Source organism: Xanthomarina sp. F2636L (assembly GCF_026410195.1).
GTDB lineage: Bacteria > Bacteroidota > Bacteroidia > Flavobacteriales > Flavobacteriaceae > Xanthomarina.
In genome coordinates, this window is sequence record NZ_JAPMLM010000068.1 from 657,394 (window position 1) to 673,694 (window position 16,301).

Annotated in this window: 18 protein-coding genes; 7 read left to right on the forward strand and 11 right to left on the reverse strand. The window is 31.5% G+C overall.

Translation table 11 applies throughout. The features are described from left to right. The first annotated feature begins 107 nt into the window (after window positions 1-107). The 6 genes from OS191_RS10350 to OS191_RS10370 all read left to right on the forward strand — a co-directional run bounded on the left by OS191_RS10350 (window position 108) and on the right by OS191_RS10370 (window position 5,333). A complete protein-coding gene (locus tag OS191_RS10350; RefSeq protein ID WP_267155613.1) occupies window positions 108-1,535 on the forward strand; it encodes a T9SS type A sorting domain-containing protein in 1,428 nt (475 codons plus the stop codon). 303 nt (window positions 1,536-1,838) lie between these two features. Further along, window positions 1,839-2,066 carry a hypothetical protein gene (locus OS191_RS10355; RefSeq protein WP_267155614.1) on the forward strand — a complete coding sequence of 76 codons (228 nt, stop codon included), beginning with the start codon at window positions 1,839-1,841 and terminating at the stop codon, window positions 2,064-2,066. 1 nt (window position 2,067) lies between these two features. Next, entirely contained in the window at window positions 2,068-2,361 is a 294-nt protein-coding gene (gene yidD / locus OS191_RS15580) for a membrane protein insertion efficiency factor YidD (RefSeq protein WP_416236422.1), read from the forward strand. Continuing rightward, window positions 2,339-2,770, forward strand: coding sequence for a hypothetical protein (locus OS191_RS10360; RefSeq protein ID WP_267155615.1), 432 nt, complete (start codon window positions 2,339-2,341; stop codon window positions 2,768-2,770). Before yidD ends, OS191_RS10360 begins: the two co-directional genes overlap by 23 nt. 325 nt (window positions 2,771-3,095) lie before the next feature. Next, window positions 3,096-4,526 carry a T9SS type A sorting domain-containing protein gene (locus OS191_RS10365; RefSeq protein ID WP_267155616.1) on the forward strand — a complete coding sequence of 477 codons (1,431 nt, stop codon included), beginning with the start codon at window positions 3,096-3,098 and terminating at the stop codon, window positions 4,524-4,526. 249 nt (window positions 4,527-4,775) lie between these two features. Continuing rightward, window positions 4,776-5,333: a hypothetical protein gene (locus OS191_RS10370; RefSeq protein ID WP_267155617.1), complete on the forward strand. Its 558-nt coding sequence runs from the start codon at window positions 4,776-4,778 to the stop codon at window positions 5,331-5,333. 61 nt (window positions 5,334-5,394) lie between these two features. Here the strand turns inward: OS191_RS10370 and OS191_RS10375 are convergent, their stop codons facing one another. The 9 genes from OS191_RS10375 to pdxA form a co-directional block, all read right to left on the reverse strand. After that, window positions 5,395-5,856, reverse strand: a complete 462-nt coding sequence (locus tag OS191_RS10375) for a GreA/GreB family elongation factor (protein ID WP_267155618.1) — start codon at window positions 5,854-5,856, stop codon at window positions 5,395-5,397. Further along, window positions 5,846-6,544, reverse strand: a complete 699-nt coding sequence (mtgA, locus tag OS191_RS10380; protein WP_267155619.1) for a monofunctional biosynthetic peptidoglycan transglycosylase — start codon at window positions 6,542-6,544, stop codon at window positions 5,846-5,848. The genes OS191_RS10375 and mtgA overlap by 11 nt, the downstream gene beginning before the upstream one ends. Window position 6,545: 1 nt before the next feature. Further along, window positions 6,546-7,661, reverse strand: coding sequence for an NAD(P)/FAD-dependent oxidoreductase (locus tag OS191_RS10385; protein ID WP_267155620.1), 1,116 nt, complete (start codon window positions 7,659-7,661; stop codon window positions 6,546-6,548). 137 nt (window positions 7,662-7,798) lie between these two features. Next, window positions 7,799-9,151, reverse strand: a complete 1,353-nt coding sequence (accC, locus tag OS191_RS10390; RefSeq protein WP_267155621.1) for an acetyl-CoA carboxylase biotin carboxylase subunit — start codon at window positions 9,149-9,151, stop codon at window positions 7,799-7,801. Window positions 9,152-9,274: 123 nt separating this feature from the next. Continuing rightward, complete coding sequence (gene accB / locus OS191_RS10395; protein WP_267155622.1) at window positions 9,275-9,760, reverse strand: acetyl-CoA carboxylase biotin carboxyl carrier protein; 486 nt, start codon at window positions 9,758-9,760, stop codon at window positions 9,275-9,277. A gap of 34 nt (window positions 9,761-9,794) precedes the next feature. Next, the gene (locus OS191_RS10400; RefSeq protein ID WP_267155623.1) at window positions 9,795-10,790 is read right to left on the reverse strand and encodes a beta-ketoacyl-ACP synthase III; all 996 of its coding nucleotides are present in this window, start codon (window positions 10,788-10,790) and stop codon (window positions 9,795-9,797) included. A gap of 181 nt (window positions 10,791-10,971) precedes the next feature. Then, window positions 10,972-11,175, reverse strand: coding sequence for a 50S ribosomal protein L32 (gene rpmF, locus OS191_RS10405; protein ID WP_007647175.1), 204 nt, complete (start codon window positions 11,173-11,175; stop codon window positions 10,972-10,974). A 9-nt stretch (window positions 11,176-11,184) separates the two neighbouring features. Further along, complete coding sequence (locus OS191_RS10410) at window positions 11,185-11,724, reverse strand: YceD family protein (protein WP_267155624.1); 540 nt, start codon at window positions 11,722-11,724, stop codon at window positions 11,185-11,187. Window positions 11,725-11,798: 74 nt separating this feature from the next. Continuing rightward, complete coding sequence (pdxA, locus tag OS191_RS10415; RefSeq protein WP_267155625.1) at window positions 11,799-12,845, reverse strand: 4-hydroxythreonine-4-phosphate dehydrogenase PdxA; 1,047 nt, start codon at window positions 12,843-12,845, stop codon at window positions 11,799-11,801. 62 nt (window positions 12,846-12,907) lie between these two features. Here pdxA and OS191_RS10420 point away from each other — a divergent pair, with 62 nt between their 5' ends. Beyond that, window positions 12,908-13,495 (forward strand): riboflavin synthase, encoded by a 588-nt coding sequence (locus OS191_RS10420; protein WP_267155626.1) that lies wholly within the window; start codon window positions 12,908-12,910, stop codon window positions 13,493-13,495. On the opposite strand, the gene OS191_RS10425 is transcribed toward OS191_RS10420, so the two are convergent. Both OS191_RS10425 and tamL read right to left on the reverse strand, forming a co-directional pair. Further along, window positions 13,492-13,680 carry an Fjoh_0651 family PID-CTERM protein gene (locus tag OS191_RS10425; protein WP_267155627.1) on the reverse strand — a complete coding sequence of 63 codons (189 nt, stop codon included), beginning with the start codon at window positions 13,678-13,680 and terminating at the stop codon, window positions 13,492-13,494. The genes OS191_RS10420 and OS191_RS10425 overlap by 4 nt on opposite strands. A gap of 298 nt (window positions 13,681-13,978) precedes the next feature. Further along, entirely contained in the window at window positions 13,979-16,258 is a 2,280-nt protein-coding gene (tamL, locus tag OS191_RS10430) for a translocation and assembly module lipoprotein TamL (RefSeq protein ID WP_267155628.1), read from the reverse strand. Window positions 16,259-16,301 lie beyond the last annotated feature (43 nt).

Genomic DNA, 16,301 nt, shown 5'->3' on the forward strand with positions numbered 1-16,301 from the left:
CAGTAACTCTATTTTATAGATTTTCACTAGCCACAAATACATTTTCACTAAAAATTTTTTAACTCATTTTAATCATGCATTTTTAATCCTACTAAATCTTACTATTTATGAAAAAACTACTACTTTTTATTGCTATACTCTTTTCCGTTGGCGTTACTGCCCAAATTACTTTTGATGCAACTCAACCTTATATTAATTCAATGTATGGTGCTGGTAAATTTATAACGATTAATTCAGCAACAGGAGAGCGTGCTGTATTGATAGCAGGCAAAAATACGAATGTTAGTGGCGAAAATGGATCTACTAAATTATTTGCGATAGATGGAACAGAATTATTTGATTTTAATTTAGAATCTATAGGCTCAAAAGTTTCTTTTTTTGAAGAAAATAACTATATTTATATCGCTATTATTACCAAGGATTACGGCAAAAAAGTTTTCCGTGCCTTAATGGATGGGAATACAAATTTTACAGAAATTTATTCCGATACCATAAATTATTCAAATCAAACCATTACCAATATTGATATAAATGATGATGGATTTGAAGATTTTTTATTTAGTGGATATAGCTGGTTAATTAATGCTCCAGATGCCAAGGTATTGTTAAACAATGGCGACGGAACAATGACATTGGTTTCAGCTCCGGCAATTATTCCAATAGTAAATAATGGACAGTATAAATCTGCAATGCTAGATAATAGTGGTAAAAAACACTTGGTAGTTATTGATCCTGGTTTTGGTTATATTATTAAAAACCATGGAAATGGAGTTTTTACTCAGGAATTTACGCTAAACGATGCTGGAGGTTATTCGCATATTGCTATTAGTGATATAGATATTGATGGATTGAATGATATTTCTATTTTTTCTGTTGATGGTTCAAATGATGGAACCATGTTGTATAAGAATCTTGGAAATCTTGATTTTGAATCACATGATTCTGTTTTTACCGGCTTACCAAACGTATGGGATGGAGAAATAGAATATGCTGATTTTAATGGCGACCAGTTACCCGATGCAGTTATTGCAGCACAGCGACTAAATGGTTCATTTGTAAATAAGATATATTTACAATCTGACAGTTTCAAATTTACGGGAGGAGAAATAGATTTTACGGTTCAGGATGAATGGGGTAATTCAGATACTTTGTATATTATCCAGGGCTCTGTAGATATTTATGATTACAATAATGATAACAGGCTAGATATTTTGTTTACAGGGAATTCTGGTGTTGGAGCTGGTCCATTTGCTTTACCGCGAACCTGGCTCATGACCAACACTTCAACACTATCTATTGATGAATTTCAACAAGCTAGTTTTACTATGTATCCAAACCCAGCACGAGACATCGTCTCGTTCAAAGGAATAGATACGATTAAATCTGTTGAAGTCTTTAGCCAATTAGGTCAAAAGGTACTTTCAGTACAAGATACACATTCAATAAACATTGAATCATTATCTACAGGAATGTATTTGGTTCAAGTGCAAGATGCCAATCATAGAACGTTTCAAAAAAAGTTAATAAAGAAATAGTAATAATTAATTACTACCTCTAATCTTCGGCTTCTTGTGAAACCGAAGATTTTTTTATTTAATTATTTAGAATCTTCAATTTTTTAGTGAGTCATAATCTTGTCATTCAGAAGGAGGAACGACTTCTGTCATTCAGAGCGAAGCGAAGAATCTCTTCTTTTTAAGTAATAGAATACTCGCATGGTTATAATATTATTAATTCTATTATAAAGATTTTCATTACCTAAAAATACATTTTCACTAGAATTATTTAAGTTTATTTATTTGTGTGATATTTAGTTCAACTTAAAAATTAAATATATTATGAACACAAAAGTAGTCCCATTTAATCCGTTTATAAAAAATAAACAAAACGCAAATAAAGTAGCGCAAGAAATGGAACAATTAATTAACGAACAAGCAGTTGATGGTTGGAAGTTTTATAATTTTTATACTACCGAAACTTTAATAGCTGGCAGCAATGGCTGTTTTGGAATTGGAGCAAAGCCAGACGTTCTAATAAATTTAGGCTTTTTAGTATTTACTAAATAACATGAAATACATTTTATTATTTTCTATAAATTGTTACTGGTTTTTTAAGCCATCATCACTTAAACCAAGATGTATTTATCATGAATCTTGTTCTAATTATGTGTATAGAATTACTAAATATAAAGGTTTTAAATATGGATTAAAAGCGTTTATTAAAAGGTATCATTCTTGCAGATCTGGCTATTTCTTATTTAAGGTTAATAATAAATGGTGTTTAAGGACAGTTAATAGTTATTATATAAACCAAACAGATATAGCTAGACATATATTAATTGAGCAAGAAAGCGATGCGTAACAACAATACCTTTTCTATAATTACCGTAATTGCATTCGTTTTTTTAACTGTAATTGCTGTCATGATGCCTTTTGCCATAATAGCATTGATTGGTTATGGTGTTTACAAATTTATAATTTGGTATAATAGAAAAAAAAGATTGCCAGAAATAAATAAAAGATATTCTTTATTCCTTGATTTAAGAGACAGGTGTAAAAGTAATACAGATTTTTTCATAGACCATGGAACAAGAGAATTCAAGAAAGATTATCAGAAAATATATAACTCTTTAATGTATAATGATAACTATTGGTCAAATCTTATAGAGCAAAAAGAAGGCAAAGAATTTTATGACTTATACAATGGTCTAAATAATGCCATAACTTTTCAATTAGAGCGTTTAAACAATAATTTACTTTTAAAGAGTTAAATAATGCAAAAAAAAGGTAAATGCACCACATGTAATTTCGACTGGTATCTATGTGATAATTGCAGAGCTGCTGGCTGTGGGAATAAAAATTGTAATAATTATCAATTTAATGACGTTTATACAGCCTTCTCATTATCAAAATGTAGAACCTGCAAAACAAAACAATAGCAAAAGTTAGCTATTAATTGAGGGGAAAACCATGTAAGCCTATGTTTACATGGTTTTTAAAAAGATTAAAATTATATTTTATCTATATTTAAATACCATTTAAAACTGTAGCTCCAAACTCTGCAGAAACTTATCTGACTTCTTAAAAAGACAGATTATGAAAGTAATTTTACCAGTATTGATGTTTGTATTAACATCTTTTGGAGTATATGCTCAAATAAATTTTTCAGCAACTTCTTTACCTCCAGCTATGTATGGTTGTGGAGATTGGGTAACTATTGATTCATCAACAAATGAACGAGCTATATTAATTGGTGGAGAGACTGCTAATGGAGCACCAGGAACTAATGGTGCCGTTAAATTAATGAGCCAAGATAGTAATCTAAACTGGATAGAAAAATATAATTTCTATTTACAGGCAGATGAACCTCGCACAGCTTTTTTTTATGAAAATAATTATGTGTATATAGCATTTGTTACCTTATTTCAAGAGCTAAGGATATTTAGAGCTCTTATGGATGGTAGTGCTAATTTCACAGAAGTCTATTCAAGCTATGATATCGGTTATCTCAGAGCAACAATTACAGCTATTGATATAAACGATGATGGATTTGAAGATTTCTTGTTTAGTGGATATGCATATACCGGAAATACTCCAGATGTAGGTTTAATACAGAACAATGGCGATGGTACTTTTTCTTCAGCTTCACCACCAGCAAATATTCCACCAGCAAACGCTGGATATTATGAATCTGGCTTTCTTGATAATAGTGGTAGAAAACATCTCGTGATTATTTCTGCTGAGGTAGATGCGGTTTTTGAAAATCAAGGAAATGGTGTATTTACACAGGTTTTTGTTTTAGAAAATACACCAAGTCGTGTTCATGTAGCTATTATTGATTTAGATAATGATGGATTGAATGATATTTCAGTAACTGGACCAAATGGTACTAGTGATTCTGGAACTATGTTGTTTAAGAACCTTGGAAATCTTGATTTTCAAAATTACAATTCAGCATATACAGGATTACCAAATACCTATTATGGAGAAACAGAATATTCAGATTTGAATAATGATGGTTATATGGACGCAATCATATTAGGAAAACTTTTAGACAATACCCTTATCACAAAAATACTTTTTGGCTCTGATAATTTTAGATTTTTTGGAGATGAATATATTTTTACTGATCAAATGGGAAATCCAATCAATCTCTCAAGTGGTACAGTTGATATTCATGATTATAATAGTGATGGGAAACCAGATGTTCTTCTTACAGGAAGAGCTATTGTTGATAATGATATAGAGCCTCAAACCTGGCTCATGACCAACACCTCAACACTATCTATTGATGAATTTCAACAAGTTAGTTTTACTATGTATCCAAACCCAGCACGAGACATTGTCTCGTTCAAAGGAATAGACGCTATTAAATCTGTTGAAGTGTTTAATCAATTAGGTCAAAAAGTTCTATCTACAAAAGATGCTTATTCAATAAATATTGAATCATTATCTACAGGCATGTATCTGGTTCAAGTACAAGATGCGAATCATAGAACGTTTCAAAAAAAGTTGGTTGTAAAATAGGGTTTTATCATTGACTGCGTCGAAGCTTCAATTTCAGAATGAGGGAACGACTTCTGTCATTGACTGCGTCGAATCTTCGATTTCAGAGCGAAGCGAAGAATCTCTTTCTTAAATCGACCAATTCCTCCTTATTTAATATCGACAGCAACTCTATTCCATATATTTTCACTAAGCATTAACACATTTTCATTAGAAGTTTTATGATATAAAATAATGCTTCATATTCGTGTGAAACCAAAAACGATTCAAATGAAAAAATTAAATCTTATTATTTTATTTCTAGCAACTATTACCTGTTATGGGCAAAAATGTAAAGCACACATTTCCAATAAAGATGAAATGACAGAGGTAACAACAGAACTATGGGGAGGAAAATTAGATTCAAAATCTACCATTGTCAGTGGTAAAGGTTACGACATTAAACTTCTTGTAGCAATGGACAAAGAAGCCAATAAGCCTTATGCCATTTTAAATATTGTCAATAATGTATCTGCTGACGATGCAGATATATTTGATATAAATTTTACAAAAGGAGTTGAATATATTCTTAAAACAGAAGGGAGTTTAATAAAACTTAAAATAGATAAAGTATTTAAAAGTAAAAATCGCTTTATGAGTACATTCTCAATAACTAACCAAATTGTAAGTACTTTAACTGAAACTGATATTAAACTTTTATCAACTGAAAATTTGTCAATGTTTAGAGTTATTACCGAAAGTGGTCAAAAGATAGAAGGAAAGGTAGATAATAAAAACTCTAAAAAACTAAAATCTCAATTTGAATGTTTTACAAAAAACAACTATTAAGCTATCAATCAATTTAAGTTAGTTTGTTTGTTATATCCTCCAATTATTTATTTTTGAGGCTTTACTGGACATTAATAATATCAAAACTAAAATTCCGAAATATAATTGTATCATCAACCTGATTACCAATTAATAATTTCCCAATAGGTGTATTTGGAGAAATGGCATAAAATGCCTGATTATTAAGCTTTAATTCTCCTGCACTAATAGCAATAAAATAATTGGCTTGAGTAGTATAAACAACACTTCCTAAACCTATAACTTTATTAGTTTTAGTAACATCGATTTTAGATAAGGCTTCCTGTAATTTTTGAATTTCAGCCAGTTGATTTCCTGCTTTTTCTCGTTCCAACTGCAACATGGCTCGTCCTGTTTCATGCTTATCTCCTGCAGAACTTTTAGTTTCAGAAGTTAGAGACTCCTGAATTTCTTCAATGGTTTTTTGAATGTTTAAAAGTCGGTTGTTACAAAATTCGACACATTGAAAATATAAGAGTTGCTTTAATTCTAATTTATTTTCCATGTGCTTTTTCGTAATCTAATTTTCCAAAATAACCCATCTGTCTCACAATCCAGATTTTTCTGCGTTCTATGTAATTAGAAGCTGGTTTGGCTTTATATTTCAACGGATTTGGCAAAATGGCGGCAATAGAAGCTGCTTCGTATTGCGATAATTTTGCAGCTGGTTTGTTATACCAATAATAAGCTGCTGCTTCGGCTCCATAGATACCATTTCCCATTTCAATACTATTTAAATACACTTCCATAATGCGTTCTTTAGACCAAATGGTTTCTATTAAAAACGTAAAATATACTTCCAAACCTTTTCTTAACCAACTGCGTTGCGGCCATAAAAATACATTTTTAGCTGTTTGCTGACTTATGGAACTAGCGCCTTTGATGCTTTTTCCTTTTTTATTATTTTCAAAAGCTTTCTCTATAGCTTCGACATCAAAACCATGATGTTTTAAAAAATTTTGATCTTCGCTACAAATAACAGCTAATTGTAAATTTTTTGAAATCTTATTTATAGAAACCCAATCGTGTTTCCAAGCAAAAGGCCTATCGTTTTGAAAGTTTTCAACGCTTCTAATAAACATTAAAGGAGTTGCTGGAACGGGAACCCATTTATACAAAAAAACCATCCCTACAGAGAAGATAATTAAACCAATAATAAGTTTGAAAATAAATTTGAAAAATCTTTTAAGCATCCTATTCTATTAAATCAACTATATCTCTACCAATTAAACTTCCAATAGCAACTCCCATGCCTCCAAGTCTTACACCACAATACACATGATCTGACAGTTGTTTTACAATGGGTTTTTTAGTTGAACCAACGCCCATAATCCCAGACCAACTATAATCTATTTCAAAATCTGTTTTAGGTAAAATAACTGTTTTTAAAAGGTCTTTTAATTTATTTTGAATGCGTTCTGTTTGGGCAAATTCAGTGGTTTCTTCGGCTTTAAAATCTAGATTTCTTCCACCTCCAAACAGGATTCTATCGTCTATATTTCTAAAATAATAATAACCCTTATCTAAATGAAAGGTTCCCTTAATATGAAGATTTTTTATAGGTTTTGTAATTAACACTTGAGCTCTTGCAGGTTTTACTTCTTCAGAAATATGCTGTGAAGCAAACCCATTGGTTGTAAAGATGAGATTTTTAGTTTGAAACTCTAACTTATTAGTTTTTACCTGTACACTTTCTGATTGATCTACATAGCTTTCAACCAAAATATTATTCAAAATTTTGATTCCTTTTGATTGTACCTTTTGAAGTAACCCTTCCATCATTTTCCCTGTATCTATCTGTCCTTCAAAAGGATTAAACACATAGGTTTCTTGAATATTTTTAAAGTTGAATATATTCTCTTTTATCTGAAAAACATCCTCCTTAAATATGGGTTTTAGTAATGTATTTACAGCTTCTCTTTTTGATAAACAAGTGTCAAAAAGCTGTGTATCTTCTTTTGTGAATAATTCGTAACCTCCCAATTGCTGATAATAAATAGCTTGGTCTGATAGCGTTTGTCTTAAAAGCAACAACCCGTCCATGCGTTGTTTTATCAAGGTAATAACATCTGCTTCAGAATGTGTTTTTAGGTCGTCCAAGATTTCACTTAAGCTGCCAAAACAAGCAAAACCTGCATTTTTAGTGCTGGCTCCTTGTGGCAACATGCCTTTTTCTAAAATTAAAATATTAGCTTTTGGAAAACGTTGTTTTAATTGTAAGGCACAATTAAGTCCTACAATTCCACTGCCAACAATGGTATAATCGATATTGGTGAGCCATGATTTTATTTCCCAGTAAGACAGGTTCATTTATTGTTAATTACTTGAAAGTAAAAATAATGATTTTGTGTTAAGGATTAACCTATTGTAGGACCTCATTTATGTTTAAGAAAGGAACTCTCCATTGAAAACAAAAAAACTCCGAACATACATTCGGAGTTTTAGTTTTAATCTTCTGTTGGCTTTTCTATCACAAAATCTTCCATAAACTTCGTGGTGTAGTTTCCAGCAAGATAATCTGGATGATCCATTAATTGTCTGTGGAAAGGAATGGTTGTTTTAATACCTTCAATGACAAATTCGTCTAAAGCACGCTTCATTTTATTGATAGCTTCAATACGCGTTTGAGCCGTTGTAATAAGCTTCGCAATCATAGAATCGTAATGTGGTGGAATTACATATCCAGCATATACATGTGTATCTAAACGCACTCCATGACCTCCCGGGGCATGTAAGGTTGTTATTTTTCCTGGTGATGGACGAAAATCGTTAAAAGGATCTTCGGCATTTATTCTACATTCAATAGAATGTAAATTAGGGGTGTAATTTTTACCTGAAATTGGTACGCCAGCAGCCACAAGAATTTGCTCTCGTATTAAATCGAAATCAATTACTTGTTCTGTAATTGGATGTTCAACCTGAATACGCGTATTCATTTCCATGAAATAGAAATTTCTGTGTTTATCTACAAGAAACTCTACAGTTCCAGCACCTTCGTATTTAATATATTCGGCAGCTTTAACTGCAGCATCACCCATTTTTTTACGCAAAGCGTTAGTCATAAATGGAGATGGAACTTCCTCGGTAAGTTTTTGATGTCTTCTTTGTATAGAGCAATCTCTTTCTGAAAGGTGACAAGCTTTTCCTTTTGAATCTCCAACAATTTGAATTTCAATATGCCTTGGTTCTTCAATAAGTTTTTCCATGTACATATCGTCATTTCCAAAGGCTGCTTTAGATTCCTGTCTTGCCGATTCCCAAGCTTCCTTAAGCTTTTCTGGTTTCCAAACAGCTCTCATACCTTTTCCGCCACCTCCAGCAGTTGCTTTAAGCATGACTGGATAACCGGTTTCTTTAGCTATTTTTTCGCATTCTTCAAAATTTTCAATAATGCCGTCGCTTCCAGGAACACAAGGTACACCAGCTTCTTTCATAGTAGCTTTTGCTGAAGCTTTGTCTCCCATTCGGTTAATCATTTCAGCAGAGGCTCCAATAAATTTTATTTTATGTTCTTCGCAAATTTTAGAAAATTTAGCGTTTTCTGATAAGAATCCGTAACCAGGATGTATGGCATCTGCATTTGTAATTTCTGCAGCTGCAATAACATTCGACATTTTTAAATATGATAGATTACTTGGTGGTGGACCAATACATACAGCTTCATCAGCAAACTTAACATGTAAGCTTTCTGCATCTGCAGTAGAATAGATGGCTACCGTTTTTATGCCCATTTCTTTACAGGTTCTAATAACTCGTAGTGCTATTTCCCCTCTATTGGCAACTAGTATTTTTTTAAACATAACTTTTTAAGTGTTAAAAATTTTATTCCAATGTTAAAGAATCAATTTTAAATGTCACATCATAGAATTTTATTCTAGGTATTATGTTGATGTGAATTGGTTCCAAAATTTCGGATTAAATTGTTATGACGGATCAACTAAAAATAATGGTTGATCGAATTCTACAGGAGAAGAGTCGTCAACTAATACTTTTACTATTTTTCCAGAAACCTCAGATTCTATTTCATTAAATAGTTTCATGGCTTCAATAACACATAATACATCTCCTTCTTTAATAGTTTGACCTACTTCAACAAAAACGGGTTTGTCTGGAGCTGGTTTACGATATAAGGTTCCAATAATAGGAGATTTTATTGTTATGTATTTTGAATCTTCTGCAGTAGTTACTGGAGCAGCAGGAGCTTCGTTAGCCACTGTTGGTGCTACAGGAGCGGCCGCTTGTGCAACTGGTGCAGTTACAGGTATTTGTTGTACATAGGTTGTTGTTTCCTGTTTGTCATCACTTCCTGTTTTAATAGTGATTTTTACATCTTCTGTTTCTAGTTTAACCTCACTTGCTCCAGATTTAGCAACAAATTTAATTAAGTTTTGAATGTCCTTTAAATCCATAGTTTTAGATATTAAATTTTATTTAGTAGTTAGTTTAGGAGTTATAAGCCCATTTTAAATAAATAGAGCCCCAAGTAAATCCTCCTCCAAAAGCAGCAAAAATTAAATTGTCGCCTTTTTTAAGTTTAGATTCGTAATCATTTAATAATAAAGGAAGGGTTGCTGATGTTGTGTTTCCATATTTTTCAATATTCATCATCACTTTTTCTTCTTCTAATTTAATTCTATTAGCTGTGGCGTCAATTATACGTTTGTTTGCTTGATGAGCCACCAACCAAGAAATATCTTTTATAGTTAATTTGTTTCTATCTAATATTTTTACAGCTACATCTGCCATATTAAATACGGCATTTTTAAATACGGTTTTTCCATCTTGAAATACCTGATGTTTATTTTCTTTTATTGCTTCTGGAGTAGATGGATAAGAAGATCCGCCATAAGTGGCTTGTAAAAATTCTCTTCCAGCACCATCACTTCTTAAAAATTCGTCTTGTAAACCTAAGCCTTCTTGATTAGGTTCAAAAAGAACAGCTCCTCCTCCATCTCCAAAGATAATACAGGTTGCCCTATCTTTGTAATTAATCATGGATGAGTTCTTATCTGCACCTATTAATAGTACTTTTTTATACTTTCCAGATTCTATATATCTAGCAGCCACAGACATACCATATAGAAAGCTAGAGCACGCTGCTTCTAAATCGAATGAAAAAGCATTCACTGCACCTATTTGAGTTGCAGTATAAGCCGAAGTTGATGCAGCTTTCATGTCTGGCGTAGCCGTAGCCACAATCACCAACTCTATGTCTTTAGGATCTACTCCACTTTTTTGAATAAGATTTTGCGCAGCCTGAATAGCCAAAAAGGATGTGCCTTTACCATCTTCTTTAAGAATTCTTCTTTCTTTAATTCCTGTTCTTGTGGTAATCCATTCATCATTTGTATCAACCATGTCTTCTAACATTTTATTGGTTAACACATAATCTGGTACATAACCACCTACAGCGGTAATGGCTGCTGAGATTTTACTCATAGTATATCAAGTTAATTTGACTCAAAATTATTGCAAAATCAATCAAATAATCATGAAATGTATAAAAAACAATTCATTTTGGTCTAATTTAATGCAAATTAAGTCGTTTTTGACTTCTATAAAAATTTAAAACAAAAAAAACGCCCACAAGTGAGCGTTTTTTTATATGCATGCATAGTATTTATGCTAAGTTTTCTTCTACTTCAGAGTTATCTATAAGAACTTGTCCTCTATAATATAACTTACCTTCGTGCCAATGAGCTCTGTGGTATAAGTGTGCTTCTCCTGTTGTAGGACACGTAGCAATTTGAGGTGCTGTTGCTTTATAATGTGTTCTTCTTTTGTCTCTTCTTGTTTTAGAGATTTTTCTTTTAGGATGTGCCATTTTCTATGTTTATTTATCCGTTAATAGTTTCTTTAATGTATTCCAACGAGGATCTATTTCCTCTTCAGTTTCTTTTGTTTCTTTAAGCTTTGGGCTTAATTCTTCTAATTTATCGAGTATTTCTGAATCTAAAGTTCCATCTTCAACTCCAGGATGAATCCTTTTTGTTGGAATTGATAAAACAATAAACTCGTAGATATATTGCTGAATATTAAGTTCATATTCGCCATGTGGCAGAATTAATATATCAATTTCATCTTCGTTTAATTCTTCTCCAAATTTAACTACTATGTCAAACTCGTTAGAAATTTCCTGATCGTAAGCTTCATTTGTTATATCACAATTAATATTTACAGTTCCTGAAATTTTGAAGTTTAACTCAAACAAAGTTGTTTTTTTGTTGAATAGAACGTCTACTTTTATAGACGAACTATTAAATTCTTCATACTCAAAATGTTCAAAGAACGCATTATCAATTTGATACTCAAAATGATGCTCTCCTTGCTTTAGTCCTACAAATGGAATTGTAAACTCTTTCAATCGCTTCATTTTCACATCTAATTTGAGCCTGCAAATATAACAAATAATTATTTACACAATGCAACTTATAAACATTTTTTTGTTTATATCTTTTTTTGCCTTGTTTTAAGAACATTTTCTGTTAGATCCTCATATTCTTGTCTATTTTTAAAAATTTGAATAGCAGTAAAAACAGCTTCTTTAAAAGAACTTTCGTCTGCTCCACCTTTGCCTGCGATTTCGTAGGCCGTTCCATGGTCTGGTGAGGTTCTAACTTTGTTTAATCCGGCTGTAAAATTTACGCCTTTTCCAAAAGCAAGTGTCTTAAATGGTATTAATCCTTGATCGTGGTAAGAAGCAATAATGGCATCGAAATTTTTATAATTTTTAGATCCAAAAAAGCTATCTGCTGCATATGGACCATAAACCAATCTGCCTTTATCTCTTATTTCGCTTAAGGTTGGTCTTAAAATTTCGTCGTCTTCTTTTCCAATAACCCCATTATCTCCAGTATGTGGATTGATTCCTAATACGGCTACTTTAGGCTTTCTTATTTTAAAATCTTTTTCAAGAGATTCGTAAATGATATTTAACTTGTCTTTAATTAGTTTTTTTGTGATATGGCTTGAAATATCTTTAACTGGAACATGGTCTGTAAGCAAACCTACTCTTAAATCATTAGATACCATAAACATCAAACTAGTGCCTTCAAGTTCTTTTGCCAAATAATCTGTATGCCCTGGGAATTTAAACTCTTCGGATTGTATGTTGTGTTTGTTTATTGGAGCTGTTACCAATACATCAATATTATTTTCCTTTAAAGCTGTGGTTGCAGCTTGAAGAGATTTTACAGCATATACTCCAATTTCAGGATCTTCTTTACCAAACTCTACATTCACTCTATCATTCCATACATTGAATACATTTAATTTTCCTTGTATAATTTGATTGAAGTTATTAATACCATTAAAATTTAAATTTAAATCGAAATGCTTATTTAAGAAAGTAATATTTTTAACGGATGCAAATATTATAGGTGTGCAAAATTCTAACATTCTGGCATCTTCGAATGTTTTCAAAATTACTTCACCGCCAATACCATTTAAGTCTCCTATAGATATGCCTACAATTATATTTTCTTCGTTCTTCATTTAATAAGATAACTTTTGTTTGTAATTTTACACTTGCAAATTTAACCAAATATTCGACAAATATGTTTACTGGAATCATTGAAAGTGTTGGGGTAGTAAAAGATTTAATAAAAGAGCAGACTAATTTACACATAACCATTAGCTGCAATTTTACAAATGAGCTAAAAATAGACCAAAGTGTAGCTCATAATGGCATTTGTTTAACTGTCGTTAATATTTCTGGAAATGAATATACAGTAACTGCTATTGAAGAAACCCTAAGTAAAACGAATTTAAGTCAGCTAAAGGTAAACGATTATGTCAATCTAGAACGTGCCATGAAACTTGGCGATAGATTAGATGGACATATTGTTCAAGGTCATGTGGACCAAACTGCTGTTTGTACAGAAATTAAAAATGAAAATGGTAGCTGGAAATTCACTTTTCAATATGACTGTAATTTGAATAATATAACCATTGAAAAAGGGTCTATAACTGTAAATGGAGTAAGCTTAACTGTAGTAGATTCTAAAAAAGACTCTTTTAGTGTAGCAATTATTCCTTATACCTTTGAACACACAAATTTTAAAAGTTTTATAAAAGGAACTGAAGTAAACTTAGAATTTGATGTAATTGGAAAATATGTAACTCGCTTAATGAGTTTAAACTAACGCTTTAATAATTTTTTCACCCCTAAAACAATACCAATAAACAAGCCTGCCAAAATACCTCCATCTATTGGAAGTCCTGGTGGCGGAGGTGGTAATGGTGGTGGTGGTGTACTTTGAGCAACACAAACAAAACTTATTAATACAAATAAGATTGAGGCAACCATTTTTTTGTTTTGTATCTTCATTAGGTTGTAAATGTATAAAAAAAAGCGACTTATCAAAATAAAAACGACAAAAAATATCCATGAAACGCAAAATTCTTCGATGAAATGCGATATTCTTGGATTATTTACTTACAATATTATTTATCAAATATATGTTTTTTGTATTATAATCATGCAAAATATCGTTTAATTCTAATAAATAATAGTTATAGTGATTATATAACTTAAAAAAAGACAAATTGTTATATTTATAATATCCTTTTTATTTGTTGTAATGCTAGTTGTTATTTATAAGATTTCATTATCAATAAACTAAAAATTAAAATGGGTATCCAATAGCAAAATTCAAGACAGAGGCATCTACGTCAAATTTATAACGCTCTCCTTTTGGCAAGGATGGATTATGAAAAGGTGCTGCTAAATCAAAACGAATCACAAAACTTTGTATATCGACTCTTAAGCCTACTCCGGCACCCATTCCTAATTCGCTTATAAAATCGCTTGTAAATTTATCCTTCCCATTATAGGTTGGATTTTCTACCGAATTCCAAATATTTCCAGCATCTACAAATAAAGCTCCTTTTAAAAAGGACACAATTGGAAAGCGATATTCTAAGTTTGCTTCTAATCTAATATTTCCAGTTTTATCAAAATAATCACTACTGCTTGTACCATCTATTTCTACATTATAGGTTCCAGGGCCTAAAGAGCGAATATTAAAAGCACGCACGCTATAAGGACCTCCAGAATAATACTGTTTTACAAAAGGAATTACCTCCGAATTTCCATAAGCCATTCCATATCCTCCAAAAAGTCTGGCTGCAATAACTTGTTCTTTAGCAAAATTAAAATGATAATGTAAATCGATATCTGCTTTGGCATATTGAGCATATTCAAAACCAAAAACTGTTTTTGGTTTTTCCGGACCTTGATCCTTACCAAAAAGTCCAATGGTATTCCCAGCAATATCAAAAGTGAAATTAAGATAAAACTGATGTTTTTTTCGTACGTCTACCATTTCATTATAGGTAAATGCATAAGTAAAACCTGCTATAAATTGCTGCTCAAAACTTTGTCTTAAAAAGGGGTCGTTATCTAGTATGTCTTCAAATTCCGGAGTGGTTTTAAGCAATTCCGTATAATTAAAAGAAATTGGATTAATTTCATGTGTAACAAACCGGTTAGCATCCCATACATAACCAAATAAGGTCGTTCCTGAGAGTAAAGTGTATAAATCTGTTCTGTCTAGATAATCAAAGCTTAAAGAGATTTTAGTTTTAGGAATAGAATATTTAAAGAAATTATTATCAATCTTAACAGGAAACAAAACTCTTGGGAAAATAAGTTCGTTTGTTAACCCTAGTTCTAAACTACTATTACCTGCACTTTTATCGCCACCCAATTGTTTTTCGTATCCTATTTTAGGACTAATATTGAATATTTCTCCTCCTCCAAATAAATTTCTATTACTCATAGTTAATTCTAAAGCAGGACCAGCAAAATTGTTGGATTTGGTTACTAATTGAAGCTCGGCTCGAAGCGCACGTTTATTTAATGGCGAAAGAAAAATATCGGCTTCTAAATGCCCTAAGCTATCAGATGCAATAGTATCTATCTCCTTATATTGAATATTTACATACTTATAAGACCCAATGGTGGAAAGTCGTCTAGCCGTATTTCTGGAATCTTCGGGATTGTAATATTGATTATCTTGAATAACAATAAACGGATCTAAATATTTAGGTTTGAAAAACTCCTCCTTTTGAATATAATTCTTTTCGTTGTAGCGAGTTGGTGTTATTTTTGCAGAGTCTGAAACTTCGTAATTTGGATAAACATTAATTTTTGAAATTTTATATGGAATCAAGCTTTTTTTAGGAACTTCATTTTTTAACTTCAGAAATAAATCGAATTTTCTATTATCGTAGCGATTGGTGTCTGCTTCAAAAATTAAAAAATTATTATTAAAATTATAATAACCTCTTTTCTTTAACTCTTTATCTATACGATTTCGTTCCAATTTCATATTATTTAAATCGAAACGCATATCTTCTTTAAAAGGCGATTTTGCAATTATCTGCTTCATGGTTTCTTCAATACTCGCAGGTAAAGAATCCAATTGATAACTGGCCATTCTATATGGTTTTGGTACTTTTACCACATATTTGACTGAGGCTTCTTTATCAGATTCTTCAACGTCTGAAGAGGCGCTGCTATAGAAAAACCCTCTATTTTCTAATCGGTTTAATAATAACTCTTCAACAGCATAAGTTTCAACATCGGATTGATAAACAGGGTCTTGTCCAAATTGTTTATAAAACCAACGATTAATAAATCCTGGTTTTTCCTTTTGATTTTTATAGTAATAATACAGTCCAAGATGCATCCCTAGAAACTTGGAGTTTGGCTCTGGACGCAATACAGTTTCCAAATCTGTTTTTAAACCAGATTCATTTTTTATAACACTATCCGATTCAATAGTAAGCGTAGCTCCAGTATATAAGCGTTCATCTTCGGGTATATATTTGGTAATACCACATGAGTATAAACTTCCAATTAGGAACAAATAGAGACCTATATATTTTAGACTAAATTTCAAATTAACTTATAAATTATATTATCACTCGTTTTTCAGTTTACTC

Excerpts from the sequence above, each read along its gene's own strand:
- yidD (WP_416236422.1), top strand. The coding sequence starts at position 2,068 with ATGAAATACATTTTATTATTTTCTATAAATTGTTACTGGTTTTTTAAG.
- accC (WP_267155621.1), bottom strand. The coding sequence starts at position 9,151 with ATGTTTAAAAAAATACTAGTTGCCAATAGAGGGGAAATAGCACTACGA.
- pdxA (WP_267155625.1), bottom strand. The coding sequence starts at position 12,845 with ATGAAGAACGAAGAAAATATAATTGTAGGCATATCTATAGGAGACTTA.
- OS191_RS10385 (WP_267155620.1), bottom strand. The coding sequence starts at position 7,661 with ATGAACCTGTCTTACTGGGAAATAAAATCATGGCTCACCAATATCGAT.
- OS191_RS10370 (WP_267155617.1), top strand. The coding sequence starts at position 4,776 with ATGAAAAAATTAAATCTTATTATTTTATTTCTAGCAACTATTACCTGT.
- rpmF (WP_007647175.1), bottom strand. The coding sequence starts at position 11,175 with ATGGCACATCCTAAAAGAAAAATCTCTAAAACAAGAAGAGACAAAAGA.
- OS191_RS10355 (WP_267155614.1), top strand. The coding sequence starts at position 1,839 with ATGAACACAAAAGTAGTCCCATTTAATCCGTTTATAAAAAATAAACAA.
- OS191_RS10425 (WP_267155627.1), bottom strand. The coding sequence starts at position 13,680 with ATGAAGATACAAAACAAAAAAATGGTTGCCTCAATCTTATTTGTATTA.
- accB (WP_267155622.1), bottom strand. The coding sequence starts at position 9,760 with ATGGATTTAAAGGACATTCAAAACTTAATTAAATTTGTTGCTAAATCT.
- OS191_RS10365 (WP_267155616.1), top strand. The coding sequence starts at position 3,096 with ATGAAAGTAATTTTACCAGTATTGATGTTTGTATTAACATCTTTTGGA.
- OS191_RS10410 (WP_267155624.1), bottom strand. The coding sequence starts at position 11,724 with ATGAAGCGATTGAAAGAGTTTACAATTCCATTTGTAGGACTAAAGCAA.
- OS191_RS10400 (WP_267155623.1), bottom strand. The coding sequence starts at position 10,790 with ATGAGTAAAATCTCAGCAGCCATTACCGCTGTAGGTGGTTATGTACCA.
- OS191_RS10350 (WP_267155613.1), top strand. The coding sequence starts at position 108 with ATGAAAAAACTACTACTTTTTATTGCTATACTCTTTTCCGTTGGCGTT.
- OS191_RS10420 (WP_267155626.1), top strand. The coding sequence starts at position 12,908 with ATGTTTACTGGAATCATTGAAAGTGTTGGGGTAGTAAAAGATTTAATA.
- mtgA (WP_267155619.1), bottom strand. The coding sequence starts at position 6,544 with ATGCTTAAAAGATTTTTCAAATTTATTTTCAAACTTATTATTGGTTTA.
- OS191_RS10375 (WP_267155618.1), bottom strand. The coding sequence starts at position 5,856 with ATGGAAAATAAATTAGAATTAAAGCAACTCTTATATTTTCAATGTGTC.